At 34.8% G+C, this 25,749-nt stretch carries 26 protein-coding genes, 1 tRNA gene and 3 pseudogenes; 23 read left to right on the top strand and 7 right to left on the bottom strand.

Annotated features, from left to right (window positions below):
• Positions 1–8: 8 nt before the first annotated feature.
• The gene (gene nadE, locus D778_RS06715; protein WP_007648965.1) at positions 9–989 is read left to right on the top strand and encodes an NAD(+) synthase; all 981 of its coding nucleotides are present in this window, start codon (positions 9–11) and stop codon (positions 987–989) included.
• Positions 990–996: 7 nt separating this feature from the next.
• Positions 997–2,460 carry a class I adenylate-forming enzyme family protein gene (locus D778_RS06710; protein WP_202898524.1) on the top strand — a complete coding sequence of 488 codons (1,464 nt, stop codon included), beginning with the start codon at positions 997–999 and terminating at the stop codon, positions 2,458–2,460.
• Between the two features lie 5 nt (positions 2,461–2,465).
• On the opposite strand, the gene D778_RS06705 is transcribed toward D778_RS06710, so the two are convergent.
• From D778_RS06705 to D778_RS06690, 4 genes are all read right to left on the bottom strand, one after another.
• On the bottom strand, positions 2,466–3,140 hold the full coding sequence (locus tag D778_RS06705) for a hypothetical protein (RefSeq protein WP_007648962.1): 675 nt from the start codon (positions 3,138–3,140) through the stop codon (positions 2,466–2,468).
• A 90-nt stretch (positions 3,141–3,230) separates the two neighbouring features.
• Positions 3,231–4,331 (bottom strand): DUF4407 domain-containing protein, encoded by a 1,101-nt coding sequence (locus D778_RS06700; protein WP_007648961.1) that lies wholly within the window; start codon positions 4,329–4,331, stop codon positions 3,231–3,233.
• A gap of 113 nt (positions 4,332–4,444) precedes the next feature.
• Positions 4,445–6,328 (bottom strand): M56 family metallopeptidase, encoded by a 1,884-nt coding sequence (locus D778_RS14165; RefSeq protein WP_162138293.1) that lies wholly within the window; start codon positions 6,326–6,328, stop codon positions 4,445–4,447.
• A 110-nt stretch (positions 6,329–6,438) separates the two neighbouring features.
• Positions 6,439–6,807: a BlaI/MecI/CopY family transcriptional regulator gene (locus D778_RS06690; RefSeq protein WP_007648959.1), complete on the bottom strand. Its 369-nt coding sequence runs from the start codon at positions 6,805–6,807 to the stop codon at positions 6,439–6,441.
• A 121-nt stretch (positions 6,808–6,928) separates the two neighbouring features.
• Between D778_RS06690 and D778_RS06685 the strand changes: the two genes are divergently transcribed.
• A complete protein-coding gene (locus D778_RS06685; protein ID WP_007648953.1) occupies positions 6,929–8,296 on the top strand; it encodes a M28 family peptidase in 1,368 nt (455 codons plus the stop codon).
• 125 nt (positions 8,297–8,421) lie between these two features.
• Here D778_RS06685 and D778_RS06680 read toward each other — a convergent pair whose 3' ends face one another.
• Positions 8,422–9,810: a dipeptidase gene (locus tag D778_RS06680; protein ID WP_007648951.1), complete on the bottom strand. Its 1,389-nt coding sequence runs from the start codon at positions 9,808–9,810 to the stop codon at positions 8,422–8,424.
• Between the two features lie 103 nt (positions 9,811–9,913).
• Between D778_RS06680 and D778_RS06675 the strand changes: the two genes are divergently transcribed.
• The 3 genes from D778_RS06675 (at position 9,914) to msrA (ending at position 11,124) form a co-directional block, all read left to right on the top strand.
• Positions 9,914–9,995, top strand: a tRNA-Leu gene (locus tag D778_RS06675).
• Positions 9,996–10,134: 139 nt separating this feature from the next.
• Positions 10,135–10,584 carry a peptide-methionine (R)-S-oxide reductase MsrB gene (gene msrB / locus D778_RS06670; protein WP_040491772.1) on the top strand — a complete coding sequence of 150 codons (450 nt, stop codon included), beginning with the start codon at positions 10,135–10,137 and terminating at the stop codon, positions 10,582–10,584.
• The gene (gene msrA, locus D778_RS06665; RefSeq protein ID WP_007648947.1) at positions 10,585–11,124 is read left to right on the top strand and encodes a peptide-methionine (S)-S-oxide reductase MsrA; all 540 of its coding nucleotides are present in this window, start codon (positions 10,585–10,587) and stop codon (positions 11,122–11,124) included.
• A 13-nt stretch (positions 11,125–11,137) separates the two neighbouring features.
• Here msrA and D778_RS06660 read toward each other — a convergent pair whose 3' ends face one another.
• Positions 11,138–11,947: a hypothetical protein gene (locus D778_RS06660; RefSeq protein WP_007648945.1), complete on the bottom strand. Its 810-nt coding sequence runs from the start codon at positions 11,945–11,947 to the stop codon at positions 11,138–11,140.
• Between the two features lie 104 nt (positions 11,948–12,051).
• On the opposite strand from D778_RS06660, the gene D778_RS06655 reads away from it, so the two are divergent.
• From D778_RS06655 to D778_RS06615, 9 genes and pseudogenes are all read left to right on the top strand, one after another.
• Entirely contained in the window at positions 12,052–12,915 is an 864-nt protein-coding gene (locus D778_RS06655) for an acyl-CoA thioesterase (RefSeq protein ID WP_007648943.1), read from the top strand.
• Between the two features lie 28 nt (positions 12,916–12,943).
• Positions 12,944–13,633, top strand: coding sequence for a glycerophosphodiester phosphodiesterase (locus D778_RS06650; protein ID WP_007648942.1), 690 nt, complete (start codon positions 12,944–12,946; stop codon positions 13,631–13,633).
• Positions 13,630–14,841 carry a BaiN/RdsA family NAD(P)/FAD-dependent oxidoreductase gene (locus tag D778_RS06645; RefSeq protein ID WP_007648941.1) on the top strand — a complete coding sequence of 404 codons (1,212 nt, stop codon included), beginning with the start codon at positions 13,630–13,632 and terminating at the stop codon, positions 14,839–14,841. The genes D778_RS06650 and D778_RS06645 overlap by 4 nt, the downstream gene beginning before the upstream one ends.
• Positions 14,838–15,365: pseudogene (locus D778_RS06640) on the top strand (DUF1697 domain-containing protein). Before D778_RS06645 ends, D778_RS06640 begins: the two are co-directional and overlap by 4 nt.
• 9 nt (positions 15,366–15,374) lie before the next feature.
• Positions 15,375–16,475 carry a diphosphomevalonate decarboxylase gene (locus tag D778_RS06635; RefSeq protein ID WP_007648939.1) on the top strand — a complete coding sequence of 367 codons (1,101 nt, stop codon included), beginning with the start codon at positions 15,375–15,377 and terminating at the stop codon, positions 16,473–16,475.
• Between the two features lie 239 nt (positions 16,476–16,714).
• Positions 16,715–16,879: pseudogene (locus D778_RS14895) on the top strand (four helix bundle protein); the annotation flags it as partial.
• A gap of 36 nt (positions 16,880–16,915) precedes the next feature.
• Positions 16,916–17,845: a mevalonate kinase family protein gene (locus D778_RS06625; protein WP_040491729.1), complete on the top strand. Its 930-nt coding sequence runs from the start codon at positions 16,916–16,918 to the stop codon at positions 17,843–17,845.
• Between the two features lie 46 nt (positions 17,846–17,891).
• Positions 17,892–18,794, top strand: coding sequence for a geranylgeranylglycerol-phosphate geranylgeranyltransferase (locus tag D778_RS06620; RefSeq protein ID WP_007648935.1), 903 nt, complete (start codon positions 17,892–17,894; stop codon positions 18,792–18,794).
• A gap of 66 nt (positions 18,795–18,860) precedes the next feature.
• The gene (locus D778_RS06615) at positions 18,861–19,769 is read left to right on the top strand and encodes a pseudouridine synthase (RefSeq protein WP_007648932.1); all 909 of its coding nucleotides are present in this window, start codon (positions 18,861–18,863) and stop codon (positions 19,767–19,769) included.
• Between the two features lie 71 nt (positions 19,770–19,840).
• Here D778_RS06615 and D778_RS06610 read toward each other — a convergent pair whose 3' ends face one another.
• Complete coding sequence (locus D778_RS06610) at positions 19,841–20,080, bottom strand: hexameric tyrosine-coordinated heme protein (protein WP_007648929.1); 240 nt, start codon at positions 20,078–20,080, stop codon at positions 19,841–19,843.
• 477 nt (positions 20,081–20,557) lie between these two features.
• On the opposite strand from D778_RS06610, the gene D778_RS06605 reads away from it, so the two are divergent.
• From D778_RS06605 to D778_RS14785, 8 genes and pseudogenes are all read left to right on the top strand, one after another.
• Complete coding sequence (locus D778_RS06605; RefSeq protein WP_007648927.1) at positions 20,558–21,958, top strand: type III PLP-dependent enzyme domain-containing protein; 1,401 nt, start codon at positions 20,558–20,560, stop codon at positions 21,956–21,958.
• On the top strand, positions 21,948–22,889 hold the full coding sequence (speB, locus tag D778_RS06600) for an agmatinase (protein ID WP_007648926.1): 942 nt from the start codon (positions 21,948–21,950) through the stop codon (positions 22,887–22,889). Before D778_RS06605 ends, speB begins: the two co-directional genes overlap by 11 nt.
• Positions 22,879–23,853 (top strand): deoxyhypusine synthase family protein, encoded by a 975-nt coding sequence (locus D778_RS06595; protein ID WP_007648925.1) that lies wholly within the window; start codon positions 22,879–22,881, stop codon positions 23,851–23,853. The genes speB and D778_RS06595 overlap by 11 nt, the downstream gene beginning before the upstream one ends.
• A 10-nt stretch (positions 23,854–23,863) precedes the next feature.
• Positions 23,864–24,223 carry a hypothetical protein gene (locus tag D778_RS06590; protein ID WP_007648923.1) on the top strand — a complete coding sequence of 120 codons (360 nt, stop codon included), beginning with the start codon at positions 23,864–23,866 and terminating at the stop codon, positions 24,221–24,223.
• 12 nt (positions 24,224–24,235) lie between these two features.
• The gene (locus tag D778_RS06585; protein WP_007648922.1) at positions 24,236–24,466 is read left to right on the top strand and encodes a hypothetical protein; all 231 of its coding nucleotides are present in this window, start codon (positions 24,236–24,238) and stop codon (positions 24,464–24,466) included.
• A gap of 11 nt (positions 24,467–24,477) precedes the next feature.
• Positions 24,478–24,891 carry a VOC family protein gene (locus D778_RS06580; protein WP_007648920.1) on the top strand — a complete coding sequence of 138 codons (414 nt, stop codon included), beginning with the start codon at positions 24,478–24,480 and terminating at the stop codon, positions 24,889–24,891.
• Complete coding sequence (locus D778_RS14790; RefSeq protein ID WP_007648919.1) at positions 24,891–25,160, top strand: RMD1 family protein; 270 nt, start codon at positions 24,891–24,893, stop codon at positions 25,158–25,160. Before D778_RS06580 ends, D778_RS14790 begins: the two co-directional genes overlap by 1 nt.
• Positions 25,161–25,181: 21 nt before the next feature.
• A pseudogene (locus tag D778_RS14785) lies at positions 25,182–25,670 on the top strand (RMD1 family protein); the annotation flags it as partial.
• Between the last annotated feature and the right edge of the window lie 79 nt (positions 25,671–25,749).

The following is a 25,749-nucleotide window of genomic DNA, read 5'->3' as shown; positions in this document are numbered from 1 at the left end:
GCAACACCATGAAACCAGAACAACGCAAGCCATTTTCAAAAGAAATCATTCACATAGACGATATCGAGCAAGTCTGTAACCGTATTGTTGCCAAACTAAAAACAGATGTGACTAAAAACCTGCAACGTCGTGGAGCCATTGTAGGAATAAGTGGAGGCATTGATTCTTCGGTTTGTTTGGCTTTGTCTGCCAAGGCCTTTGGTGCTAAAAACGTTTTGGGCATCATGCTTCCAGAACAGGATTCCAGTGATGATAGCAGACAACTTGCCGAACAATTGGCAGCAACTTATGGCGTAAGCACTTTGGTGGAAGACATAACGAATGCATTGGATGGTTTTGGGTGTTACGAAAGAAGGGATGAAGCAATTTTACGTGTGATTCCAGATTTCGATAAAAAAGTGGATAAGGCTAAAATTGAAATCAAACAAAATATTGCTGAAAACATTCCAGCTATTTTTTCCATAACTGTCATCAAGCCAAATGGTGATGTTGTAAGCAAACTTTTGCCAGCAAAGGAGTATTTGCAGATTGTAGCTTCAACAAATTTTAAACAGCGAAGCAGGATGTCTATGCTTTACTATCATGCAGAACGCATGCATTATGCTGTTATTGGAACGCCAAACAAACACGAGGTAGAGCAAGGCTTTTTTGTAAAATATGGTGATGGTGGTGCAGATGTCATGCCTATTGGGCATTTATACAAAACCCAAGTGTATCAATTGGCAAAACATTTAGGCGTGCCTCAAGAAATTATAGACAGGACTCCAACTACAGATACATATACTGCAGAACAATCCCAAGAAGACTTTTTTTACCAAATGCCTTTTGAATCCATGGATTTGATATGGTATGGATGGGAACATAAGTACCCAGCAGAAGAGGTTGGAAAGGTTATGGGAAAAACCACCAAGGAGATTGAAAACATCTATAAAAGTTTTGAAAGAAAAAGAAAAACGACCGAGTATTTAAGAATGAAACCAATTTTTTAAAAAAACGATGAACATGAATGTTTTCGATTATTTTTTTGAGTCTTCACAACATCTTGAAAAAGATTTTTTATTGGGCTCCAAAGAAACCATTTCTTTTAAAAACCTGTATAAACAGAGCTTAAAAGTGGCCGCATTTTTAAACAGGTATGTTGGAGCTCATAAAAACATTTTGATAATTAGTCCAAATTCAGGGTTTTTTATTACAGCATATTTGTCCATTTTAAAATCTGGAAATGTTTGCGTGCCATTAAATTTCGCTATCGAGCAGGAACAGCTTGATTATATCTTGAAGGAAACCGAATGTGAAACGGTTTTTATGGCCAAAAGCATTCGGGACAAATACATGCTGCCATCAGAAATTCAGGTTATTGAAGAGTTGGATTTACAACAAATAATAGATCATCAAGCGATGGATGATTATTACGTGGATATAAACAAAAATCAAGTGGCAGAAATTATTTTTACTTCAGGTTCTACGGGACTTCCCAAAGGTGTCATGATTACCCATGAAAATATTATAGCCAATACCAACTCCATTATTTCGTACCTGAAACTGACCTCCAAAGACATTATGTGTGTGGTGTTGCCTTTCTATTATTGCTACGGTTTGTCGCTTTTGCACACCCATTTAAGGGTTGGTGGCTCCATGGTTTTAAATAATAGTTTCATGTTTTTAGGAGCTGTTATTAGCGATATTAAAGATTATAAATGCACAGGTTTTGCTGGCGTGCCAAGTCATTTTCAAATTTTGTTGAAAAAATCGAATAGTTTTAAAACAACAGCCTTTCCAGATTTAAGGTATGTAACTCAAGCAGGAGGGAAATTGCACACGATTTTTATTGAAGAATTTATTGATGCATTCCCAGAAATAGATTTCTATATCATGTATGGACAAACCGAAGCTACAGCCAGATTGTCTTATTTGGAGCCCAAGCACATTAAAGCAAAAACCAGTTCCATAGGGAAACCCATTCCAAAAGTGAGTTTTAAAATTGTAGATGAAACAGGTAAGAAATTAGGTGCCAACAAAGAGGGCGAATTATTGGCCAAAGGCAAAAACATTATGTTGGGTTATTATAAAGATGTGGTAGAAACAAAAAAAACCATAAAAAATGGTTGGCTTTACACAGGAGACGTAGCCATTATGGACAATGAAGGCTTTTATTATTTGGTAGCCAGAAAAAAAGAAATCTTAAAAGTGACAGGAAAAAGAGTGAGTCCCAAGGAAATTGAAGCTGTCATCCTTTCATTGGAAGAAGTGATGGACTGTACCATTTCTGGTTACGACGACGATGTGTTTGGAGAGGCCATACTGGCTACCATTGTAGCCAAGGGAACATTTAATGAGGAACAACTCAAGGAAAAAATATTGCATATCTGTTCCAAAAAATTGGCCATGTATAAAATCCCTCAAAAAATCTGTTTTGAAAAAGCTATTAAAATGAGTGCTTCAGGAAAAAAAATAAAATAGTCAGCTTATTTTGAAGTTGTCTTTCTATTAATGGATTCATTATAAAAATCTAAATATTCCTTAGAAACCTCTTCAAATGTTATGGATTTTATAAACAAAAAGTAAGAGACACGTCTTACTATATACGGACTAAAACCAGCATAATTATAAGACCTGGACGTGTTTTTGTTTTTTACCTCACCAAACGTGATGGCATATTTGGCTCCTAGGTCTTTACTTGTTTCAGCGACATCATATAAAAAAGCAGGAATAATACCCATACCTCTATATTTTGGGACTGTAAAAACGTTTTCAAGTAATACCTCGTCTTTTTTAAGTTGAGGAAACCGTTTTCCCCAAATGGATTTTAACTTTTTATTTTCAGAAGCATCAATTAACCAAACCCTTGCACAAGGAATTTGTTCTTTGGTCAAACCAACATAACAAGTGTTGAACTTATGGATTAAACCATTGTTTGGGTTATCTATAAAATAAGCCTCGTCGGTATCAATACATGTACGAATGGTGATGGGTTTAAGGGTTCTTGGTTTTTTAAAAGGCACACTTAAATCCCTTTTAAAACCAAAAGCAATTTCTTTGGAGTACAATCTGTTTAAAAAAACATTCCAAACATATTTAGCTCTACCTTTTTTTAACAATGTAGGCAATAAAGCAATTTTTTGAAACGGATGATGGCTCATAAATATGTAAGTGAAACAACTTTAGGTTTTTGTAAAAATAATCATAATAGTTCAAATGCAATAGGGAAACTGCTTTTTTGAAGATATTTATTACAGGATGTTTTGTTGTTTTTTAAAAAAGGCGTCAGCTTGCAACTGCATCAACTCCCTGGCTTTTTTGCGTTTATATTGGTATAGTTCTTCCTCTTCGGCTATATTGCTGTAAACTTTATTGTTTAAGTTTATTTCTGTTTTTAAAAGGGTGTTTCTTTCTTCTGCATTGCGTTTTACCCAAGTTTTTAAAGCACTTTCGGCATCTTCCAGTTTTAAATCGTAAGCCCCTTTAGGAGAGAGAAGTTTAGCTATTATTGGTGATGTTTCTATGGCCAGAAACAGTAAAAATATAAAAAACGAAGGTAGCCAAGGTAGTTTCCCCAATGCATTTATTCGTGCCATTAAGCCATCAAAACCATCTATAACTGGTTGTGTGTTTTTAACCTGAGTGTTATAGGTGTTTTCAAGATTGGTAATTTGGTTCTCCAGAGTTGCAATTTTTTCTTTGTTTTCTTTTTTAAGTTGCTGTAACTCCAGTAAAGCAGCATCATGTTTATCCCTTTTTTCTTTATAAACAGGACCTTTGCCAAGTAATTTGGTACCTGCTGTACCTTCAGCTTCAGAAATGTACGTGTTGTATAGGTTGTTTACACTGTTTTCTTTTTCTGTAATTTGAAGTTCCAAACCTGCAATTTCATTGTTTAAATCTGAAATTTTAGGATTGAATTGCTGCGCAATCTGTTCTTTGTTGGCAAGCGTCAATTCATTTTTTTGTTCCAATAATACGTGATTGATTTCTTTTTCGAATATTTTTAGTTCCAAGGGTTTCGAAATAACGATGGCAATAATAATCGCCAAAATAATTCTGGGCAAAGCTTGGATAAATTCATCCAAAAAACGCTCTCTTTTTTTTATGGTTGAAACAATAAAGCGATCCAAATTAAAAATGAGTAAACCCCAGATAAGTCCAAAGCCTATAGCCATGTAAACACTATTAAAAACAGTGTAAAGCGCATAGCTAGCAGCAATACCTGCCATAACAGCTGTAAAGAACACAGTGGCCCCAATGCCTGCATATTTGTTTTGTTCGCCATTGGAACAGCTTTTTAAAATATCGGAATCTGATCCAGAACACAGGATAAAGAATGATTTTAACATGATGCGATTGATTTTGATTGATAGACTATTAGAACGCAATTTATGCTTATTTGTTACAAAAAAATGCCTCGAATTTTCGAGGCATTAACATATAAATTCAAAAGTTGTAACTATTAATCTATAGTAATAGGCTCTTTACTTAGATAAACTTTTGGGTTTTTTCCAGTTGAATTTTTAGATGAAATATTCATAGATTTATTTTCTTTTAATATACTTATAGCTTTGTCTGAAGATATTTTTTCACCTTCATAATAAAATGTAGCATCTTTTTTCGCCATATCAATAACAAAATCTAAAGGTGATTTTGGTGGAGGTGGTGGAGGAATATTAGACACTTCACCTTTTTTTACTTTTGTATTATACCACTTATTGTATTCGTCAATTGTTTTTTGATATTTAACCTTTTCTTCTGGAGTTGCATCTGCTGGAATTGGAGGAGGTGGAGGAGGCATGTCTTGATTCATTTGTATCTCAGGGGCTTTTGGTGGTGTTGGAGGAGGTGGAATGTCACTTTTTTCACCTTTTTTTACTTTTGTATTATACCACTTATTGTATTCGTCAATTGTTTTTTGATATTTAACCTTTTCTTCTGGAGTTGCATCTGCTGGAATTGGAGGAGGTGGAGGAGGCATGTCTTGATTCATTTGTATCTCAGGGGCTTTTGGTGGTGTTGGAGGAGGTGGAATGTCACTTTTTTCACCTTTTTTTACAATTGGAGAATGTGAGTAATTCTCATCGTTTTTATCTGCCAATTGAATTAAAATGGGCATTTTAATATGTGAGTTCGTGGTTTTTATATTAAAAATCTGAATCATTTTATCAGATTCATTTTCATTCAATAAAGCAATGGCTTTCTTGTTTAGTTTGTTGCCAGAAACAGAAACCGTTGGTTTACCAATAAATTTAATCATAAAGTCAGTTATGGCTTCTCCTGTATTGGTTCCTAAAATTAATTTTTTAGTTGCTTCTCTAGATATGTTTACTGTACAGCCTCCTTCACAAAGAATTCCATTAATAGTTGGAATAAGTTTTTGTGGACAATTAGGAAATGGTTGTGCATTTTCTTTTTGTTGAATTGTCATTTTATTAAAAATAGATTCTAGCTTTTTTAAATCATTTAAAGGAACGATACGTGTGGCTTCAGGTTGTAAATTATATTGTTTAGCCAACTTGTTGTATTCTGCAAGTTCTTCTGGACTTGCTTTTTGTTGTGCGTCATGAGATATTTCGCTTAAAATAGCAGTTTCTTTTTCAATAACTTTCTTTGTGCTAAAGCTATAAATTAATAATGCTAATAAAGGGAGTAGCACGATGCTTCTCAACCAAATTCCTGTTTTTGATGATGATGTTTTCATAACTGTAAATCGTTTTTTGATGGATGAATAATTAATGGCTGTTGCCAATTGTGGTTCTAAGGCATTTGATGAGAATGCCAATAACATTTGTTGATATTTTGAGAGTGTAACTCCTTTTTTAATCACTTCTTGGTCGGCCAAGAACTCATGATTTAACTTGATGCTTTTTTTTAGGATGTAGATAAGTGGATTAAACCAGAATATAATCTGAAATAATTCAATAAATAAAATGTCTAGCGAGTGTTTTTGTATGACATGAGCTTCTTCATGAATCAATACTTCTGCTGGAATTTTCTGGGTTTCGAAATGTGTTTTATTTAAAAAAATGTAGCTTAAAAACGTATGTGGAACTATTAATTCTTCTAATAAAACATGAATAGATTTTTGAGTTTTCAACTTTGTATTTTGTTTTATTTTTTTCAAAATTTTAGATAAATTGAAAATGAATTTAAGGCCAAAAACGACAACGCCTAAAACATAGATGCTCCAAAGAATTAAGGGAAAATTATTAATAGATTCCTCTTGGATAGTTGTTGGATTAGTAGAGTTACTTATAATAAAATCATTCGGTTTAACTGGAACTTCAATAAATTGTGTGAAAGTGATAAAAGGAATCCCAATAGAAATCAATAAGGATATCAATAAGTAAAACCGCTTGAAAACATGCATGCTTTCCTTTTCTAAAAACAGTTTATAGAAAAGCATAAAAACAGCCAGACAAGCACTGGATTTTATAAGATAGTCTACCATGGTTACTTGTTTTTAATTTCGTTATCTATTAGTCTTTTTAAATCCTCCAGTTCTTCTTTTGTTAGGTTGGCTTCTTTTGTAAAAAAAGAGGCGAATTGTGATGCACTATCATTAAAGAAATTTTTTATGAGTCCGTTTACATGCTTGGAAAAATAATCCTTTTTTTTCACCAAAGGAAAATATTCCCTGGACTTTCCGTACAATTTATAATCTACGAATCCTTTTTCTGTCATGCGTTTTAATAAGGTTGCAACAGTAGTGGTTGCAGGTTTAGGGTCTGGATAAGCTTCCAGTAAATCTTTCATAAAAGCTTTTTCAAGTTTCCATAAATAATTCATCAAATCTTCTTCGGTTTTGGATAAACTTTGCATTGTTCTACAGATTTAGAGTTTACTCTACAAATGTAGAATAAATTTAGTTAAATCAAAATAGTTTCACAATATTTTTTTAAAAAACCTATCTTTGCATCTAATTTACCCCACTTAATTATAGATGAAAAAACTTATTATCCTTGCATTTGTGTTGCTTCCCGTAAGCTCTTTTGCTCAAACCGTTCAAGAGCTCATGAACCAAATAGATGTTGATAGACTGGAAGCAACAGTTAGCGAATTTTCTGGCGAACAACCTACTATGGTATACGGAACTGAAGTAACCATTATAAACCGTCAGCATGCTAACAACGATTTGGCAGCAGATTATATTAAAGAGAGACTTGAGCAATTTAACAACCTAACGATTGAAGAGCAACTTTTTAACACTACAGGCAAAAACATTATAGCCACACAATTGGGCAATACCAATCCAAACAATATTTATTTGGTAAGTGCCCATTATGACGCCATTGCAGATTACTGTGCAGACGATAACGCAACTGGAGTTGCAGCCATATTGGAAATTGCCAGAGTACTTTCAACTCAATGTATGGAAAACACTATTGTTTATGCTTTTTGGGATGAAGAAGAAATTGGATTGCGTGGTTCCAGACACTATGCCAATTTAGCAAATGCCGATAATTTAAACATTCTTGGTGTTGTTAATTTGGACATGATGGGTTACGATGGAGATGAACCTGGACAACCAGGTGATAACGATTTTGATATTGATGTAAGGGATTTACATGGTTCCTTAACTATTAAAGACGATTTGTTAAACCTGTTAAATACTTATACTTTTAACTTGAATCCCATAACTGTAAATCCAGGAACTTCAGCAAGCGACCATGCCTCTTTTTGGGTTAACAGTTTTCCAGCTGTTTTGGTTGGGGAATCCTGGGAAACCAACGATGAAACACCATTTTATCACTCCTCTGCAGATAGGTTAAGCACTTTGGACTTGCCGTATTTTCAAGAAATCACAAAATTGGTGACAGCCTATTTGCTTACAAAAGGAAATTTGCAGGCCATAGACAACACTTTAACAAGTACAGCAGCCTATTTAGAGGCCAATCAAAATGGTGCCAACTATCAATGGTATAATTGCGATACAAATACTTTAATTGCAGGAGCAGTTAACCAAACGTATTATCCAGAAACCATTGGGTCTTATGCTGTTGAAATAACTGTAGGTTCCTGTGTGGAAATGAGCGATTGTATTTTATTTACAAATTTAAGTATTGAGGAATCCAATGCTGAGCATTTTAAGATTACTCCAAATCCGGTTACATCTACCTTGCAAATCGATTCAGATCTAGAAACTGCTTTTGCTATTCAATTATACAACGTCTCCGGACAATTAATTTTGGAAACCACTTCAAAAACAAAGCAACTAAAAATAGACATGTATGATTATCAATCAGGAATCTATTATTTAAAAATAAAAGGCACTCAAAAATCGGGCGCCTTTAAAGTGGTGAAACAATAAGTTTATTCTAATGAAAATCTCATCTTGAGCGCAGTCAAAATGCAGTTAAAAATTAAAATTTACATTTTTTGACTGCGCTTAAAATGATAAGATGATTTTTTTTTCAGACAGTTTTTTTAGTTTCGTTATTCACTCAATTCAGTGAAATACTTATAAAACAAAGGAATGGTTTCTATGCCTTTGTAATAATTGAACAAGCCATAATGTTCGTTAGGTGAATGAATGGCATCACTATCCAAACCAAAGCCCATTAAAATGGTTTTGCTTTTTAATTCCTGTTCAAATAAAGAAACAATTGGAATACTTCCTCCACTACGTTGTGGAATAGGTGTTTTGCCAAAAGAATCAAAATATGCCTTGCTTGCTGCTTGATACCCTATACTGTCTATAGGAGTAACATAACCTTGTCCACCATGATGGGGTTTTACTTCTACCTTTACACCCTTTGGAGCGATACTTTCAAAATGAGTTTTAAAAAGTTGCGTAATGTTTTCCCAATCTTGATGAGGTACCAGCCTCATGGAAATTTTGGCATAGGCTTTACTGGCAATAACCGTTTTGGCCCCTTCGCCAGTGTATCCTCCCCAAATGCCATTTACATCTAGTGTTGGGCGAATGGAATTTCGTTCGTTGGTGGTATAACCTGCTTCGCCATAAACGGCATCAATATCCAAGGATTTTTTATAGGCTTCAAGAGAAAAAGGCGCTTTGGCCATTTCGGCACGTTCTTCTTTTGAAAGTTCTTCCACTTTGTCATAAAAACCTGGAATGGTAATATGGTTGTTTTCATCGTGCAGGGAAGCAATCATCTTAGCTAAAACGTTTATAGGATTGGCGACAGCTCCACCATATAAACCTGAATGTAGATCCCTATTGGGACCAGTAACTTCCACTTCCACATAACTCAAACCACGTAAGCCTGTTGTAATGGACGGAACGTCCTTGGCTATCATGCCTGTATCAGAAATTAAGATCACGTCGTTTTTTAATTTCTCTTGATTTTCTTTAACAAAAATGGCCAAATTGGAACTTCCTACTTCTTCTTCACCTTCAATCATGAATTTTACATTACAAGGCAACTGGTTGGTCTTGGTCATAAACTCCAGGGCTTTAACATGCATGTACATTTGTCCTTTGTCATCGCAAGCACCACGAGCAAAAATGGCGCCTTCTGGATGCAGTTCGGTTTTCTTGATTACAGGTTCAAAAGGAGGTGAATTCCATAAATTTAAAGGGTCTGGTGGCTGTACATCGTAATGTCCATAAACCAAAACAGTTGGTAAATCCTTATCAATTATTTTTTCGCCATAAACTATTGGGTAGCCAGCTGTTTCACATATTTCTACATGGTCGCAACCAGCTTCCTCCAATCTGGTTTTTACAACTTCGGCTGTGTGCAAGACATCTTTTTTATAGGCAGAGTCTGCACTTATGGATGGAATTTTTAGTAAATCTATAAGTTCTTCTAAGAACCGATCTTTATGTTGATTAACGTAAGTGGATATGTTTTTCATAAGATATATTTGAATTTCCTCAAAAATACAAAAACATGAAGAATTTTTTATGATAAGATGCGTTTGTATATTAAAACTAATTTTTATATTTGCACTCCTTATTGCGGGTGTGGTGGAATTGGTAGACACGCCAGACTTAGGATCTGGTGCCGCGAGGTGTGGGAGTTCGAGTCTCCCCACCCGCACAAAATAAGTAGAAGCTTCAACATTATGTTGGAGCTTTTTTGTTTTCAGTAGCTTTGTTTTGTAAGTCAAAATGATATTTTACGACAAACAAAAGCTAATAAGCATGATATGTTAAACAAAAAAGAAAGAACCATTAAAATGCTAACTTGGAAAGATGTTATTGATTATTCGGTAAATGGTAATCCTGCTCCAGATAAACGTGTTGAAAAGTCTGATGCGGAATGGCAAACCATTTTAACACCAGAACAATATAGGATTACCAGACAGAAAGGAACCGAGCGTCCACATAGTGGAGCTCTTTGTAAAGCTCATGATGCTGGAAAATATAATTGTGTGTGTTGCCATGCACCATTGTTTGACTCTACCATAAAATTTGAGTCCAATTCCGGTTGGCCAAGTTTTACACAACCCATTCAGCCAAACGCCATTAAGTATGAAAAAGACACCTCTTTTGGAATGGTTCGTGTGGAAGTGATGTGCAATACCTGCGATGCGCATTTAGGGCATGTGTTTCCAGATGGTCCTGAACCAAGTGGGTTGAGGTATTGTGTAAATTCTGAATCCATTATTTTAGAAAAGGAAGTATAAATGACTGATAAAAATTTACAATTAGCCACTTTTGGAGGTGGTTGCTTTTGGTGTACGGAAGCTGTTTTTCAAGAGGTTAAAGGTGTGGAAAAAGTGGTTTCGGGTTATTCTGGAGGAACGGTTCCAGGCAAACCTACTTATCGGGAAGTATGTTCTGGCTTAACAGGTCATGCCGAAGTGATTCAAGTCACTTTCAACCCTAATGTTATTTCCTTTAAAGAGATTCTAATCATTTTTATGACAACGCATGATCCAACAACTTTAAATCGTCAGGGAGGAGACACAGGTACTCAATATCGTTCGGTTATTTATTATCACAGCAGTACTCAAAAAGAAGTGGCCGAACAAGTGCTTAAAGAAGTGGCTTCTTACTACGAAGATAAGATTGTGACCGAGATAAGCCAGTTGGATGTGTTTTATGAAGCAGAAGACTATCATCAAGATTATTATAAAAACAATAAAGAACAAGGATATTGCAGTTTTGTAATTACGCCAAAATTGGCGAAACTGCGAAAACTACATGCAAACAAGTTGAAATAATTTTTTGTGAAGGTTAGTCAATTTCAATCCTGTAAATATTGCCTCCAATAAACCATACGCGTTCGTCTGTAACATAAATGGTATGATTGTCTTTGAAACAAATACCTTCTTTTTGGGAAAAATGATTGAATGACCTGTTTTCAATGGTTGCTTCACAAAAGTTATCTGAGTGAAATTCTGTTATTTTCCATAGCATGCTTTTATTGAGGAGCACAATGGTTTTATTGTCTTGACTTATGGCTGCAGAGGTAATTTTGGTGTCTTCACAATCCAAATCAAAAGAACACACAAATTCGGCTGTATGGTTTCCAATAGTGTTGGGCACCTTAAACATTTTGGTTTCTTTATTGGCTTTGTTGATGATGTAAAAATGATGTTGATAAATAAAAAAAGCTTCAAAATTCATTGGTTTGAAATTAGGCGGAAGCTTAAATGTAATGACATCTGCCATGGTGGAATGTTCAATAGCCATTGGGTCTGTTACTTTGTAAATGGTAAAATGGTCTCTTTCTTTTTTATTGTTGCCAAAGTCACCTATGTAAATGTTTCCATAAGTGTCACTGGTTAAATCTTCCCAATCTATGTTTTTGGCATTGCTAATTTCTATTTCCTTGATAAGGGTTCCATGCTCATTTACACCATAAAGCACATTCCGGTTCCTGGAATCCTCAATGGTCCAAATAAGTGAAGAGCCAGGAATCATTTCAGCAGCAGAAGCTTCCTTAAGGGATAAAGGAAGACTGGCTACTTTTTTTAAACCTCCTTTCCTACAAGATGTTATTGTAAAAAGCAATAAGACGATATACAGTGTTTTACGAATCATAAAAGGTAGAAAACAGGTTTTTTTCAAAACTAATTATAAAAATAAGACCAACCCAAAAATGATTTTAATAGTTTTGATAAATTAAAGAATAGAATTCCATTTTTATGACATCTGTAAACGATTTATTAGATATTTTAATTTTAGAACAACTTTCTGAAAACGAGTTTGAAGGCACAAGCGAAACAGTTGGCAGCCCCAATGTTTTTGGAGGTCAGGTTTTGGCTCAAGCCATAAATGCAGCTTATAGGACCATTACAAACAATAGAGTGTTGCATTCCATGCATTCCTATTTTTTGGAAGCCGGAAATTTATCCTTGCCTATACGCTATCAAGTAAGCATTATGCGAGATGGAGGCAGTTTTTCTGTAAGACGTGTTACGGCAAGCCAAAATGGTACCGTTATATTTATTTTATCGGCATCCTTTCATAAAGACGAAAAAGGTTACGAACATCAAATCCAGATGGAACCAAATGTGGCACAACCAGAGGATTTAATGAGTTGGAGCGACTTACTTGAGCAATTTGGTGAGATGTTGCCTAAAAAAACAAAAACATTTTTAGAAATACCCAGACCTGTAGAATTTAAGCCTACCCAAATACCAAATCCTTTTGAAAAGAAGAATTTACCTCCTTATGCAGACATCTGGTTTAAATTGAAAGGTGACACTTCAAGCCTGGATTTGCCTACCAAGCAAAAAATCCTGACCTATATTTCAGATTACAATATTTTATCGGTTGCCATTCAGCCACATGCCAGTAAGGCGCATTGGGGAAATTTGCAAACAGCCAGTTTGGACCATTCCATGTGGTATTTTAGGGACTTTGATCTTGACGATTGGCTCCTTTTTTCATTGGAGTCGCCAAGCACATCAAATGCCAGAGGCTTTGCCAAAGGACATATTTTTACGCGTGATGGCAAATTGGTGGCTTCGGTTGCTCAAGAGGGTTTAATGCGTCCCATAGTTTAAAAAACCAAATTTTTTAATTCATTTAAACATGAATAATCCCTTTTTAAAAATAGGCCATCGTGGTGCCAAGGGCTATGTTCCCGAGAATACCTTGGAATCTATTCAAAAAGCATTGGAACAACAGGTTGATGGCATTGAAATAGATGTCCATGTTTGTGCCACTGGAGAACTGGTTGTGTTTCATGATTTTACCTTGGATAGGATGACAAATGGCACAGGGGAAATAGGGAAAACAAGTCTTTCAGAATTAAAACAATTGAAAGTAAACAATCGGTTTTCAATTCCAACTTTGGAAGAAGTTCTTGATGTGATTGATAAAACATGTATTTTAAACATAGAATTAAAAGGAAGGAATACGGCTTTGGCATGTTGTGAAGTTGTTCAAAAATATATCAAAGAAAAAAAATGGGACTACAGTCATTTTATAGTGTCCAGTTTTCAGCATCATGAATTGGAAGCCATTTACAAATTGGATAAACAAATACCGTTGGGAGTGTTAACCAAGGCCAGTGTGACTGAAGCCATGGAATTTGCCAAAACCATTAATGCCATGGCCATTCATCCAAATTTTGCCCTGTTAACTTCAGAAAATGTAAAAATGGCTCAAGCCAATGGCTATAAAGTGTATACCTGGACAGTAAACGACAGGAAAACCATAAAACGCATGAAACGCTATGGAGTAGATGGCATAATTTCAGATGTCCCAGATAGATTATGATACAAAAAGACGTGATAATAGTTGGAGGTGGAGCAGCCGGTTTTTTTGCAGCAATAAATATCGCTGAACAAAACCCGAACTTGACCATTGCCATTTTGGAACGTGGAAAAGAAGGCTTGCAAAAAGTTAAAATTTCTGGAGGTGGACGCTGTAATGTTACACATGCCGAATTTATTCCACAGGAATTGGTTTTGAATTATCCTCGAGGGGAAAAAGAGTTGTTGGGACCTTTTCATCAGTTTATGACTGGAGATACCATAGCGTGGTTTGAAAACAAAGGTGTTCCTTTAAAAGTTGAAGCAGATGGTAGGATGTTTCCAGAGTCAGACAGCTCACAAACCATCATAGATTGTTTTTTAAACGAAGCCAAAAAACTCAAGATTGAGGTGATGTACAATCATGTGGTAAAAGCATTTGAAAAAGTAGGTGTTTCTTGGAATATTAAAACAACCGAAGGAGAATTTACAACCGGAAAATTAGTAATAGCCTCAGGAAGCAACCCAAAAATCTGGAAACTGCTCGAAAACTTAGGGCACAACATTTTAAATCCAGTGCCTTCGCTTTTTACTTTTGACATTAAAGATGAGCGTATTCAAGATATTCCTGGAGTTGTGGCTCAGCATGTTACCATTAAAGTTTTAGATACTGATTTATGTAGTGAAGGTCCATTGCTTATTACACATGTTGGGATGAGCGCACCTTCAATCTTAAAATTGTCTGCTTTTGGTGCCATTGAATTAGCTGAACGCGATTATAAATTTGAAATTGAAATTAATTTTATAAACCATTCGTTTCAAGATTGTTTAAACATGTTAAAGGAATTCAAACATAACCTGGCTAAAAAAACAGTTTTTAAATCCACACAGTTTGATTTGCCAAAACGATTATGGCAAAAACTGGTTTTAGCTTCAGAAATGAATTCAAATACGCGTTGGGCAGATTTAAACAAGCAGCAACTGGAAAATTTAAGTTCGCAATTAACCCAAGCAGTTTTCAAGGTAGATGGAAAAAGTACCTTTAAAGAAGAGTTTGTTACGGCTGGAGGTGTTGATTTAAAAGAAATCAATTTTAAAACTTTTGAAAGCAAGCTTCATAAAAACCTATATTTTGCTGGCGAAGTTATCAATGTAGATGCCATTACAGGAGGTTTTAATTTTCAAAATGCCTGGACAGGAGCTTATATTGTTTCTAAATCCATTTTAGAATGAAGACATACATTGTATTGTTAAAAGGCATTAATGTTGGTGGACATAAAAGAGTGCCTATGGCAGACTTGAGGGGCTTGTTAAGCAAATAAGGTTTTGAAAATGTGCAAACGTATATTCAAAGTGGGAATGTAATTTTGGAATCTTCTGAAAATGCAAATTCTATAGAAAACAAGATCCAAAAAGCCATTTTGGCTCAATTTGGTTTTGAAGTTTTGGTGATGGCAAAAACAAGACCAGATCTCGAACGTATGTTTGCCAATTGTCCATTTTCAGAAGATAAAAAGAAAGCCAGTTATTTTTTGATGCTTCACCAAACTCCAAAAGATGATTTGGTAAAAACAGCTTCGGAAATAGTATATCAAGCTGATGAATACCAAATAATTGACGACTGTCTTTACTTGTTTTGCGATAAAGGTATGGGAAAATCCAAATTTAATGTTAATTATTTTGAACGTACACTTAAAACATTTGCAACGGCAAGAAACTACAATACCATGCTAAAGTTATTATCTTTGTCACAATAAACTGCAATAATGACAGAACAAGATTTTATTCCAAAACCATATCGCACAAAGTTGGAAAGTGGAACAGTTACATGGGAATCCCCAAGTAATATAGCATTGGTAAAGTATTGGGGAAAAAAAGAGCATCAAATTCCTGCAAATCCATCCATTAGCTTTACTTTAAATAACTGCAAAACAACAACCACACTTACATTTTCCAAAAAAGAGAACACACAGCATTTTTCTTTTGAAGTGTTTTTGGATGGAGAAAAAAAGGAGGAATTTAAACCAAAAGTTGAAACGTTTTTTAAACGTATAGAAAGCTATTTGCCCTTTTTAACAGACTATCATTTTAAAATTGAAACGTCCAACACGTTTCCACATAGTTCCGGAATAGCATCTTCGGCTTCTGGAATGAGTGCTTTGGCTTTGTGCCTAATGAGTGTTGAAAAAGAACTTAGTGCCATTCAGGACGATAGTGTAGAATCTCAAAAATATTTCAACCAGAAAGCATCCTTTTTAGCGCGTTTAGGCTCTGGATCTGCTTGCAGAAGTATTGAAGGCGATTTAATTGTTTGGGGAGACAGTACAACGGTTGAGGGCAGCACAGATTTATTTGGGGTTAAATACCCTTATCAAGTCCACGATAATTTTAAAGATTACCAAGACACCATTTTATTGGTTGATAAAGGCGAAAAACAGGTGAGCAGTACTGTTGGCCATAATTTAATGCACATGCATCCTTATGCCGAAAACCGATTTAAACAAGCACACGAAAATCTTGAAAAATTAAAGCCCATTCTCAAGTCTGGAGATTTAGATGCGTTTATTGCCATTATTGAAAGCGAAGCTTTAACACTACACGCCATGATGATGACCAGCATGCCTTATTTTATTTTAATGAAACCCAATACGCTTAAAATAATCAATAAAATATGGCGTTTTAGACAAGATACTGGGTTGCATATCTGTTTTACCCTGGATGCTGGAGCTAATGTTCACGTGCTTTATCCAAAAAAAGAAAGTAAAGTTATTTTGGATTTCATTAAGAATGAATTGGTGGCATATTGTCAAAACGGACAATTTATTTGTGACCAAGTAGGTTTTGGAGCTAAACTATTAAGTAGTTAAAAGTTAAAAATGAATAATTATAAAGGGCGACTTTAAAAAAGTTTAACCAAAATTATTCAGCATATAACCAAATATTATAGAAAAGAGGTTCCATTTTGCACTGGATATCTTAATCTAAATCAAGATTTAGCATACAATAAAAAAGGATGTGCGATGTTAATACAACTCTTAAAATCCTGAATTCTAAAGGGGCTAATTTGTGAGAAATTGAATTTGCTTAAACTAATTCCGGTTTTACAAACAAAATGTCGATTAGCTTAAAAATTGCTATCGAAAGCCAGTATTGGATTGATTTGCTTCATGCTACAGGTTTTTTAAATGAGGAGGAATTTGAAAAATTTAAGCTTAAATCGCAGAAAATGTTACGATTATTAGTTAGTATTGTAAAAACATCTAAAGATTAATTATTAACTTTGCATTATTAATTGTTCATTAAGAAAATGAAAGGACCACTTTTTTATTCGAAAATCTTACTCTTTGGAGAATATGGAATTATCAAAGATTCCAAAGGCTTGTCTATACCTTATAATTTTTATAATGGTGCGTTGAAGATGAACAATGATGCTTCTGAAACAGCCATTAAATCCAATGATAGTTTAAAACGTTTTGAAGCGTATCTTCATACCATAGATGCTTCATTGGTAACTTTCGATTTTAAAAAATTACAACAGGACTTGGAAGCAGGTATGTATTTTGATTCCTCTATTCCTCAAGGTTATGGCGTAGGAAGCAGTGGAGCTTTGGTTGCTGCCATTTACGATAAATATGCCTTTGATAAAATTACGGTTTTGGAAAATTTAACAAGGGAAAAGCTTTTAAAGTTAAAAGCCATTTTTTCTGCCATGGAATCTTTTTTCCACGGTAAATCGTCTGGATTAGATCCCTTGAACAGTTATTTGAGCATTCCTATCCTTATCAACTCCAAAGACAATATAGAAGCTACAGGTATTCCTTCGCAAAATACAGAAGGCAAGAATGCCGTTTTTTTAATAGATAGTGGTGTTATAGGAGAGACTGCTCCCATGGTTAGTATTTTCATGGAAAGCATGAAGCAGGAAGGCTTTAGGAAAATGCTTAAAAATCAGTTTATAAAGCATACAGATGCCTGTGTGGACGATTTTTTAAAAGGCGATATCAAATCTTTGTTTGGGAACACCAAAAAGCTTTCCAAAGTAGTGCTGAACCATTTTAAACCAATGATCCCACAACAGTTTCATGAACTCTGGAAAAAGGGTATTGAAACCAACGAGTATTATTTGAAACTCTGTGGTTCTGGAGGTGGTGGTTATATTCTTGGGTTCACCGAAGATATTGACAAGGCTAAACAATCCCTTAAAGATTATAATTTGGAAGTGGTTTATAACTTCTAAACCCTATTTTGTACAGAGCCTGTTCAAAAAAACCTAAAAATAGTTTATGTTAACCAGAAGACAGAAACACATTCTACTTAAGTTTTTTAGCATGTTTTCTGTGGTAAGGGGCTACAACATATTAATTGTTGTTATTGCCCAATATTTAACATCCATTTACATTCTTGCACACGACCTGCCTTTAAGGGAAGTGGTGTTGGATTTGAATCTTTTAATGTTGGTTTTGGCATCTGCAGCTACCATAGCAGGAGGTTATATCATTAACAATTTCTACGATTCTGAAAAAGATTTGATTAACAGGCCTAATAAATCCAGGTTGGACAGATTGGTGAGTCAGAATACCAAGCTTTCTTTTTATTTTGTACTTAATTTCATGGCTGTGATTATGGCAAGCTATGTGTCTTTTAGAGCAGTAATTTTCTTTTCATTATATATTTTTGGTATTTGGTTTTACTCCCACAAGTTAAAAAAACTGCCTTTTGTGGGAAACTTAACATCAGCCATTTTAACCATTACACCTTTTTTTGCCATTTTCATGTATTACAAAAATTTTGAGCATGTTATTTTTGTTCATGCTGCATTTTTATTTTTAATTATATCCATGAGGGAACTTACCAAGGATTTGGAAAACATAAAAGGCGATTTGGTTTTAAATTACCATACCATTCCTATTGTGTATGGCGAGAATGTATCTAAAATCATGCTTACCATTTTAGCGCTTTTAACAACCGTTCCTGCTTATTTTCTATTATTTCATTTTCATGTTGGACAAATGGTATATTTCTTTTATTTAAGTGTGGTTTTGTTGTTTGTGTTTGTTTTGTTGTTATGGGCTTCAAAAACCAAAACACATTATTTAATATTGCATAACATCCTAAAGTTTATAATTGTAGCAGGTGTTTTCAGCATCATGCTTATAAACACCAATTTACTTCTTAATAGAATATAAGATTTGTTTATTAGATGCTTGAAAGCAATTGCTCTTTCTGTATCTTTGCAAAAAAAATAACGAATTATGAGCAGACATCAAGGTAGCAGTAGCAAGGGGAAATCATCTGGTAGAGGACAGCAAAAGTCGGGAGCTAACCAATCGAGTCGTGGAGGTAGTTCGCAACAGGGTAAAAGTTATGCCAGAGGAAATTCGCCTTTAAGAAAGAATTCATTTTCTGCATCCAAACCACAAGTGGAGAAAAAAGCAGCTCCAAAAAAATCCAATCCAAATGAGATTCGCTTAAATAAATACATCGCTAATTCTGGAATTTGTTCACGTAGAGAGGCAGATGAGCACATTGCCATAGGCCTGGTTTCCGTTAATGGGCAAGTGGTAACCGAAATGGGTTACAAGGTAAAGTTGGAAGATGAGGTACGTTATGATGGCAGACGTGTCAATCCTGAAAAAAAAGCATACGTATTGCTTAATAAACCAAAAGGTTTTGCCACTACAACAGCCGAAGGTAAAGGCAGAACCGTTATGGATTTAGTGGCTAACGCAACCTCTTCAAGGATAAAGCCCATAGGACGTTTGGGAAGAAATTCCAAAGGGTTGTTGTTGTTTACCAACGATGAAGCCATTGTAAAAAAATTCACCAATTCCAAACATGGTGTACCACGTTTGTTTCATGTGGAATTGGATAAAAATTTAAAGATAGACGACCTAAAAAAAATTAGGGATGGCTTTAAGGTAGATGGTAAATTAATAGCTGTTGAAGAAATAAGCTATATTGATGGAGCTTCCAAAAAAGAAATAGGTTTAAAAATTAAAAACACGGGAAATACCATTATTAGGACTATTTTTGACGAGTTGAAATACGATATTATTAGTTTGGATTGTGTGGCTATAGGTCACTTGACCAAGAAAGATATTCCTCGTGGCCATTGGAAACACTTGACAGAGCAAGAATTGAACACGCTAAAAATGCTATAAAAAACTACTAAAAAAGCCATCAATTTATTTATTGATGGCTTTTTTTAAATAGCGGGCTTTAAAGCTCACTGCTATCTCCAATAATTGTTGGCAGCTGCAATGGTAGCAAATTCCGTAGCTACGGTTTGGCCCACAGCAATAAGCAGACCAGCATCCTCTGCATATTCTGGTCGTAATTTCTCCCTAATCTCTGCATCTGGTTGTGTTACCTTAATAATTAGTCGCGCCATCTTTACGGCCAACTGTCTTCCTTCTTCAGGAGTTTTAGTGATTAAGGAATTATTTGGTACTAATTGAACTTGATCTGACATACTTAATAATTTTAAAAGTTTTACAAAAATCTTCTGTCTACACAAGATACTAATAATAGCACAAAGAATAAAATAATACCCAATTCGATTAAGTTTTAAAACTTGCGTTTGTATATATTTTAATGGCCATAAACAGCTAAAAATAAAGCTGTAATTTTAAGATTAAAAAATAATTTAAAACCAGTTGTATTTTTAAAAAAAAGTATTTCTTTTGCACAGTATTTAGCTGAACAAATTGAATTATGTTTTTATGTTCGGGCTTTTGAATATTAGGAAGTTACAATCAAAAGCAGCTTACAGATTAAGCAACCGGATTTTAAAGCTCACTTCCATGTTAACCATATATGCCAGTCAGCATCAATATGGCTTTGTTCCAACAACACAAAGTCAAATTCAAATTTGATTTGTACTCATTATTGTTTACTTTTAAACATTTCGTTTTAAAAAATTAAATTATTTACATTTTAAAAACACATAATGAATACAAAATACATTGATTTAATCAATCAAACTTTTTATTTTCCACAAGAAGAATTTAAGCTGGAAGACAAACACCTTCAATTTCATGATGTAGATTTAATGGGCTTGGTTGAAGAATATGGAACCCCTTTAAAATTCACTTATCTGCCTCAAATTTCCAATAATATTGGTCGTGCCAAGGAATGGTTTGCAAAAGCCATTAAAAAACATAAATACAAGGGCAAATACCATTATTGTTATTGCACAAAAAGCTCTCATTTTAAACATGTTTTAAACGAAGCTTTAAAAAACGATATTCATATTGAAACCTCTTCGGCTTTCGATATCGATATTGTGGAAAGCTTAAAGGCCGAAGGGAAAATTACAGATAAGACCTATGTTATAAGCAATGGGTTCAAGCGTTCTCAATATGTTACAAATATTGCCAGGCTAATCAATAATGGTCATAAAAACTGTATTCCCATTATTGATAATTACGAAGAAATAGATTTGCTGTCTCAAGAAATAAAAGGCAAATACAATATAGGGATCCGAATAGCTTCTGAAGAAGAACCTAAATTTGAATTTTATACCTCACGTTTGGGTATTGGTTACAAAAACATAGTACCTTTTTACAACAGACAGATAAAAGACAATAAAAAAGTGAAACTTAAAATGCTTCACTTCTTTATCAATACGGGAATTAGGGACAATGCCTATTATTGGAACGAACTTTCTAAATGTTTGAAGGTTTACACCAGCTTAAAACAAATTTGCCCTTCTTTGGACAGTTTGAACATTGGAGGGGGTTTTCCTATAAAAAATTCGTTGGCTTTTGATTTTGATTACGAATACATGGTGGATGAAATCATAAATCAAATCAAACTGTTTTGCGAACAAGAAGAAGTGCCTGTACCTAATATCTTTACAGAATTTGGTAGCTTTACGGTAGGAGAGAGTGGAGGAGCCATTTACGAAGTGCTTTACCAAAAACAACAAAACGACCGTGAGAAATGGAACATGATCAATTCGTCGTTTATAACAACCTTGCCAGACACTTGGGCCATAAACAAACGCTTTATCATGTTGCCAATTAACAGGTGGAACGATAGTTACGAGCGTGTGCTTCTAGGAGGTTTAACCTGCGATAGTGACGATTATTACAACAGCGAACAGCATATGAACGCCATTTATTTGCCAAAATACAATAAAGAAAAACCTTTATACCTAGGCTTCTTTAATACAGGAGCTTACCAAGAGACCATAGGTGGATTTGGAGGCTTGCAACACTGTTTGATACCGTCGCCAAAGCACATATTAATAGACAAAGACGAAGATGGAAACATCACCACAAAATTATTTAGTGAACAACAAAAAAGTGAAGACTTACTTAAAATTTTAGGTTACCATGAACAATAAAACGTATGCTGGGATTCCAGAAGAATATTCAAAATTAGATAGTTCAAAAATTGTTTTGATTCCTGTGCCTTATGATGGTACAAGTACTTGGCAAAAAGGAGCGGATAAAGGGCCAGAAGCCTTTTTGAACGCTTCTGAGAATATGGAGCTTTACGACATTGAAACCGGAACAGAAGTGTACCAGCAAGGCGTGTTTTTGGCTGATGCAGTTACAGAAAACTCGTCGCCGGAAGCTATGGTGGATGCCGTACACCAAGTCACCAAGAAATATATTAAGCGCAATAAATTTGTGACAGCCTTTGGTGGAGAACATTCCATTTCCATAGGAACCATTAGGGCTTTTAATGAATGTTTTGACAACCTAACCGTTGTGCAATTGGACGCACATGCAGATTTACGTAAAGAATACCATGGTTCTAAGTGCAATCATGCTTGTGCTTTGTACGAAGCAAGCCAGAATACCAATTTAATACAAATAGGGATTCGTTCCATGGACGTGATGGAAACGACCGTTATGGACTCAGATAAAACTTATTTTGCCCATGAAATGGCTATAGACGATACTTGGATGGATTCTGCCATAGATCAGATGACAGACAATGTGTTTATTACCATAGACCTGGATGCTTTTGACCCTTCCATCATGCCAAGTACAGGAACCCCAGAACCTGGAGGCTTGTTATGGTACGAAACCTTGGAGTTTTTAAAACAAGTATTTGCCGAAAAAAACGTAGTTGGGTTCGATATAGTGGAGCTTTGCCCTAATGAAACTGAAAGATCTTCAGATTTCTTGGCCGCAAAATTGTATTATAAAATGTTAAGCTATAAATTTCAAAACGAAAGTGTGGATGATGAGTACGACAACTCTTTTGACAATTCATACGTAAATAAAAACAACAATTCAAAATTTAACGAAGACGATGAGTACTAAAGGAGCCATTTCAAATTTTATAGAAAAATATTATTTACACTTTAATGCGGCTGCCTTGGTAGATGCAGCAAAAGGGTATGAAGACCAGTTAAATTCTGGAGCAAAAATGCTGGTGTCTCTTGCAGGAGCCATGAGTACTGCCGAATTAGGTAAAATATTTGCAGAAATGATCCGTAAGGATAAGGTACAAATAATCTCTTGTACTGGAGCAAATTTAGAGGAGGATATTATGAATTTGGTCGCTCACTCCCATTACGAAAGAGTTCCAAATTACAGAGATTTAACCCCTCAGGAGGAATGGGATTTATTGGAAAGAGGCCTTAACAGGGTAACCGATACCTGTATTCCGGAAGAAGAAGCTTTTAGACGTTTACAAAAACATATTGTTAAAATATGGAAAGATGCCGAAGCAAAAGGAGAGCGTTATTTTCCACATGAATTCATGTATAAATTATTGCTTTCAGGCGTTTTGGAAGAATATTATGAGATAGATATCAAAGATTCTTGGATGTATGCAGCTGCCGAAAAGAATTTGCCAATTATTGTTCCTGGCTGGGAAGACAGTACCATGGGAAATATCTTTGCAAGTTATGTGCTTAAAGGCGAGTTAAAAGCAAGCACCATGAAATCTGGTATAGAATACATGACGTTTTTGGCAGATTGGTACACAAACAATTCTAAAAACGGAATTGGGTTCTTCCAAATAGGAGGAGGTATTGCTGGCGATTTCCCAATTTGTGTGGTACCAATGCTGTATCAAGATATGGAACGTACAGATACGCCTTTTTGGAGTTATTTCTGCCAAATAAGTGACTCCACAACCAGTTATGGATCCTATTCAGGTGCTGTTCCTAACGAAAAAATTACTTGGGGGAAACTAGATATCAACACCCCAAAATTTATAATTGAAAGCGACGCAACCATCGTTGCTCCATTAATATTTGCTTATTTATTAGACATGTAACCTATTTAAAATGAAACGAGTAATAGTAGACTATCAAAAATTAAACGAAGATATATTGGATCTTCTTGTTGAAAAATTCCCTGACGGTTATGATGATGAGGATATCATTTCCTTCAGGAACATTAAAAATGAAATTGTTGAAGCTGTAGAAGTTAGGACCGAAGACACCATTTACTTGGTAAAAGTGGGCGTGAGATTGGTTCAAGCTATGGAAGATTATTCAGACGATGATAACGATGCAGATGATGACGTGGTTGTTGGGGAAGACGATGCTGTTAAAGACCTGGAATTTGATGATGCAGACGATGTGGATGATGAGGATGATGTGGAGGACGAAGAAGACGACGTAGATGTTGATGATGAAGATTAAAGTGTTGTAGTGATGAGAGAAGCTGAATTTTTATCATATAAAGACGGGTATTTTACCTTCTTGTTTGAAAATGGAGAAGAACTGGTTTTCGACGAAGTTCATCCTAGAGTTTTAAAACAATTCGATTTGAAAAACGATAAAAGTTTGATTAACAAATCTTTTAAAATAACTTTTATTGAAGTTTATGAAGATAATGACGAAGATTTCGTAATTTACAGAGTAGAAAGCTTAAAACCACTTTAATCTGTAACTTTATGAATACGTCATTTCACATGTCTTTACCATGTTTAAGCGTAAAAGAAACCAAAAACTTTTACTTAAACAGGATTGGCGCAACCTCTGGCAGATTTACCCAAACTTGGGTGGATATAAATTTATTTGGTCATCAATTAACGTTTATAAAAGCCGAGAAATTTAATTTCAACAGTCCTAATTATGTGTTTGAAGGTAAAATTTTACCTGCTTTCCATTTTGGGGTTATAGTAGATGAAAATACGTGGAACAACATTTATTCCAAGCTTAAGGAACTGGATATGGAATTAGTGGAAAAATCCACGTTTTTAAGTAATAAGGCAGGAGAGCACACCTCCTTCTTTATTAAAGATCCAAACGATTATATGTTGGAGTTTAAATGCTTTAAGGATTCCAATAACATCTTTAAATCATAATGTACTCCGTTGTTGCTTATCAAGTAGCAAACACTATCCAAATAAAAACCTGCAAACAACAACTGCCATGGCAGTTGTTGTTTCAAGATAGTGATGAACTTTTTTATAAAAGTTCCAAAGACAGCTTTATTTACATTTTTCATTATGGACTGGTTTGTTTTTTCAATATGGTTCCAGCCGAAATTGAAAAAGCCTTTATGGACATAAAACCTTTTTGTGATCCTTTTTTCACCCAAAAAAACTCCGACGAGATTCCTATTTACATCTAGCCCAATACCTTAAAGGTTCAGTTTGACCATGTGGTTTTGCCAGAACTCAATCAAGAAATGATAAGGTTGGTGATGCTAAACACTTCGCAATCTGTTGCCTTAAACGGTTATTCCGAAATTACGGAAGAACTTTTAATGGAAACCAATAAACATACTAAATACCTGGAAAACAAAGGTAAGCTGGATATTTCCGGGAACAAGTTGAAACGGTTTATAGGTAAGGTTTTAAACATAAAGAACCGTATTTTAGAAAACTTGTACATTTTTGATTCTCCTGTAATTACTTGGGAAAATGAACAGCTTAACAAGCTTAATACGGATTTAAAACAAACCTTTGATTTAAAAGACAGATATAGGTTAATTCACGATAGAATTGAAATTATTAAAGAAAACCTGGAGCTTTTTAAGGACATCATGGACCACAAAGAGAGTAGCAGATTGGAATGGGTTATTATCATTCTTATTGTTATAGAAGTGGTAGATATGTTTATAGCCAAATTCCTTTTGTAAGTGCATTATGCCGACACTTTCCAAAAGTAAATGGTATTTTTGGATACGGGATTTTTTATGTTCTTCAAAAGATACAACA

Source organism: Xanthomarina gelatinilytica (assembly GCF_000348685.1).
GTDB classification, from domain to species: domain Bacteria; phylum Bacteroidota; class Bacteroidia; order Flavobacteriales; family Flavobacteriaceae; genus Xanthomarina; species Xanthomarina gelatinilytica.
This window is presented reverse-complemented; position numbering and strand designations above follow the sequence as displayed.

Bases quoted from the DNA above. Each gene is read 5' to 3' on its own strand.
- D778_RS06655 (WP_007648943.1), top strand. From the start codon at position 12,052: ATGACATCTGTAAACGATTTATTAGATATTTTAATTTTAGAACAACTT.
- msrA (WP_007648947.1), top strand. From the start codon at position 10,585: ATGACTGATAAAAATTTACAATTAGCCACTTTTGGAGGTGGTTGCTTT.
- D778_RS06700 (WP_007648961.1), bottom strand. From the start codon at position 4,331: ATGTTAAAATCATTCTTTATCCTGTGTTCTGGATCAGATTCCGATATT.
- D778_RS06690 (WP_007648959.1), bottom strand. From the start codon at position 6,807: ATGCAAAGTTTATCCAAAACCGAAGAAGATTTGATGAATTATTTATGG.
- D778_RS06645 (WP_007648941.1), top strand. From the start codon at position 13,630: ATGATACAAAAAGACGTGATAATAGTTGGAGGTGGAGCAGCCGGTTTT.
- D778_RS06625 (WP_040491729.1), top strand. From the start codon at position 16,916: ATGAAAGGACCACTTTTTTATTCGAAAATCTTACTCTTTGGAGAATAT.
- D778_RS06710 (WP_202898524.1), top strand. From the start codon at position 997: ATGAACATGAATGTTTTCGATTATTTTTTTGAGTCTTCACAACATCTT.
- D778_RS06590 (WP_007648923.1), top strand. From the start codon at position 23,864: ATGAAACGAGTAATAGTAGACTATCAAAAATTAAACGAAGATATATTG.
- D778_RS06580 (WP_007648920.1), top strand. From the start codon at position 24,478: ATGAATACGTCATTTCACATGTCTTTACCATGTTTAAGCGTAAAAGAA.
- D778_RS06660 (WP_007648945.1), bottom strand. From the start codon at position 11,947: ATGATTCGTAAAACACTGTATATCGTCTTATTGCTTTTTACAATAACA.
- D778_RS06635 (WP_007648939.1), top strand. From the start codon at position 15,375: ATGACAGAACAAGATTTTATTCCAAAACCATATCGCACAAAGTTGGAA.
- D778_RS06650 (WP_007648942.1), top strand. From the start codon at position 12,944: ATGAATAATCCCTTTTTAAAAATAGGCCATCGTGGTGCCAAGGGCTAT.
- D778_RS06595 (WP_007648925.1), top strand. From the start codon at position 22,879: ATGAGTACTAAAGGAGCCATTTCAAATTTTATAGAAAAATATTATTTA.
- D778_RS06610 (WP_007648929.1), bottom strand. From the start codon at position 20,080: ATGTCAGATCAAGTTCAATTAGTACCAAATAATTCCTTAATCACTAAA.
- msrB (WP_040491772.1), top strand. From the start codon at position 10,135: ATGCTAACTTGGAAAGATGTTATTGATTATTCGGTAAATGGTAATCCT.
- D778_RS14790 (WP_007648919.1), top strand. From the start codon at position 24,891: ATGTACTCCGTTGTTGCTTATCAAGTAGCAAACACTATCCAAATAAAA.
- D778_RS06605 (WP_007648927.1), top strand. From the start codon at position 20,558: ATGAATACAAAATACATTGATTTAATCAATCAAACTTTTTATTTTCCA.
- D778_RS06615 (WP_007648932.1), top strand. From the start codon at position 18,861: ATGAGCAGACATCAAGGTAGCAGTAGCAAGGGGAAATCATCTGGTAGA.
- D778_RS06685 (WP_007648953.1), top strand. From the start codon at position 6,929: ATGAAAAAACTTATTATCCTTGCATTTGTGTTGCTTCCCGTAAGCTCT.
- D778_RS06585 (WP_007648922.1), top strand. From the start codon at position 24,236: ATGAGAGAAGCTGAATTTTTATCATATAAAGACGGGTATTTTACCTTC.
- D778_RS06620 (WP_007648935.1), top strand. From the start codon at position 17,892: ATGTTAACCAGAAGACAGAAACACATTCTACTTAAGTTTTTTAGCATG.
- D778_RS06705 (WP_007648962.1), bottom strand. From the start codon at position 3,140: ATGAGCCATCATCCGTTTCAAAAAATTGCTTTATTGCCTACATTGTTA.
- nadE (WP_007648965.1), top strand. From the start codon at position 9: ATGAAACCAGAACAACGCAAGCCATTTTCAAAAGAAATCATTCACATA.
- D778_RS06680 (WP_007648951.1), bottom strand. From the start codon at position 9,810: ATGAAAAACATATCCACTTACGTTAATCAACATAAAGATCGGTTCTTA.
- speB (WP_007648926.1), top strand. From the start codon at position 21,948: ATGAACAATAAAACGTATGCTGGGATTCCAGAAGAATATTCAAAATTA.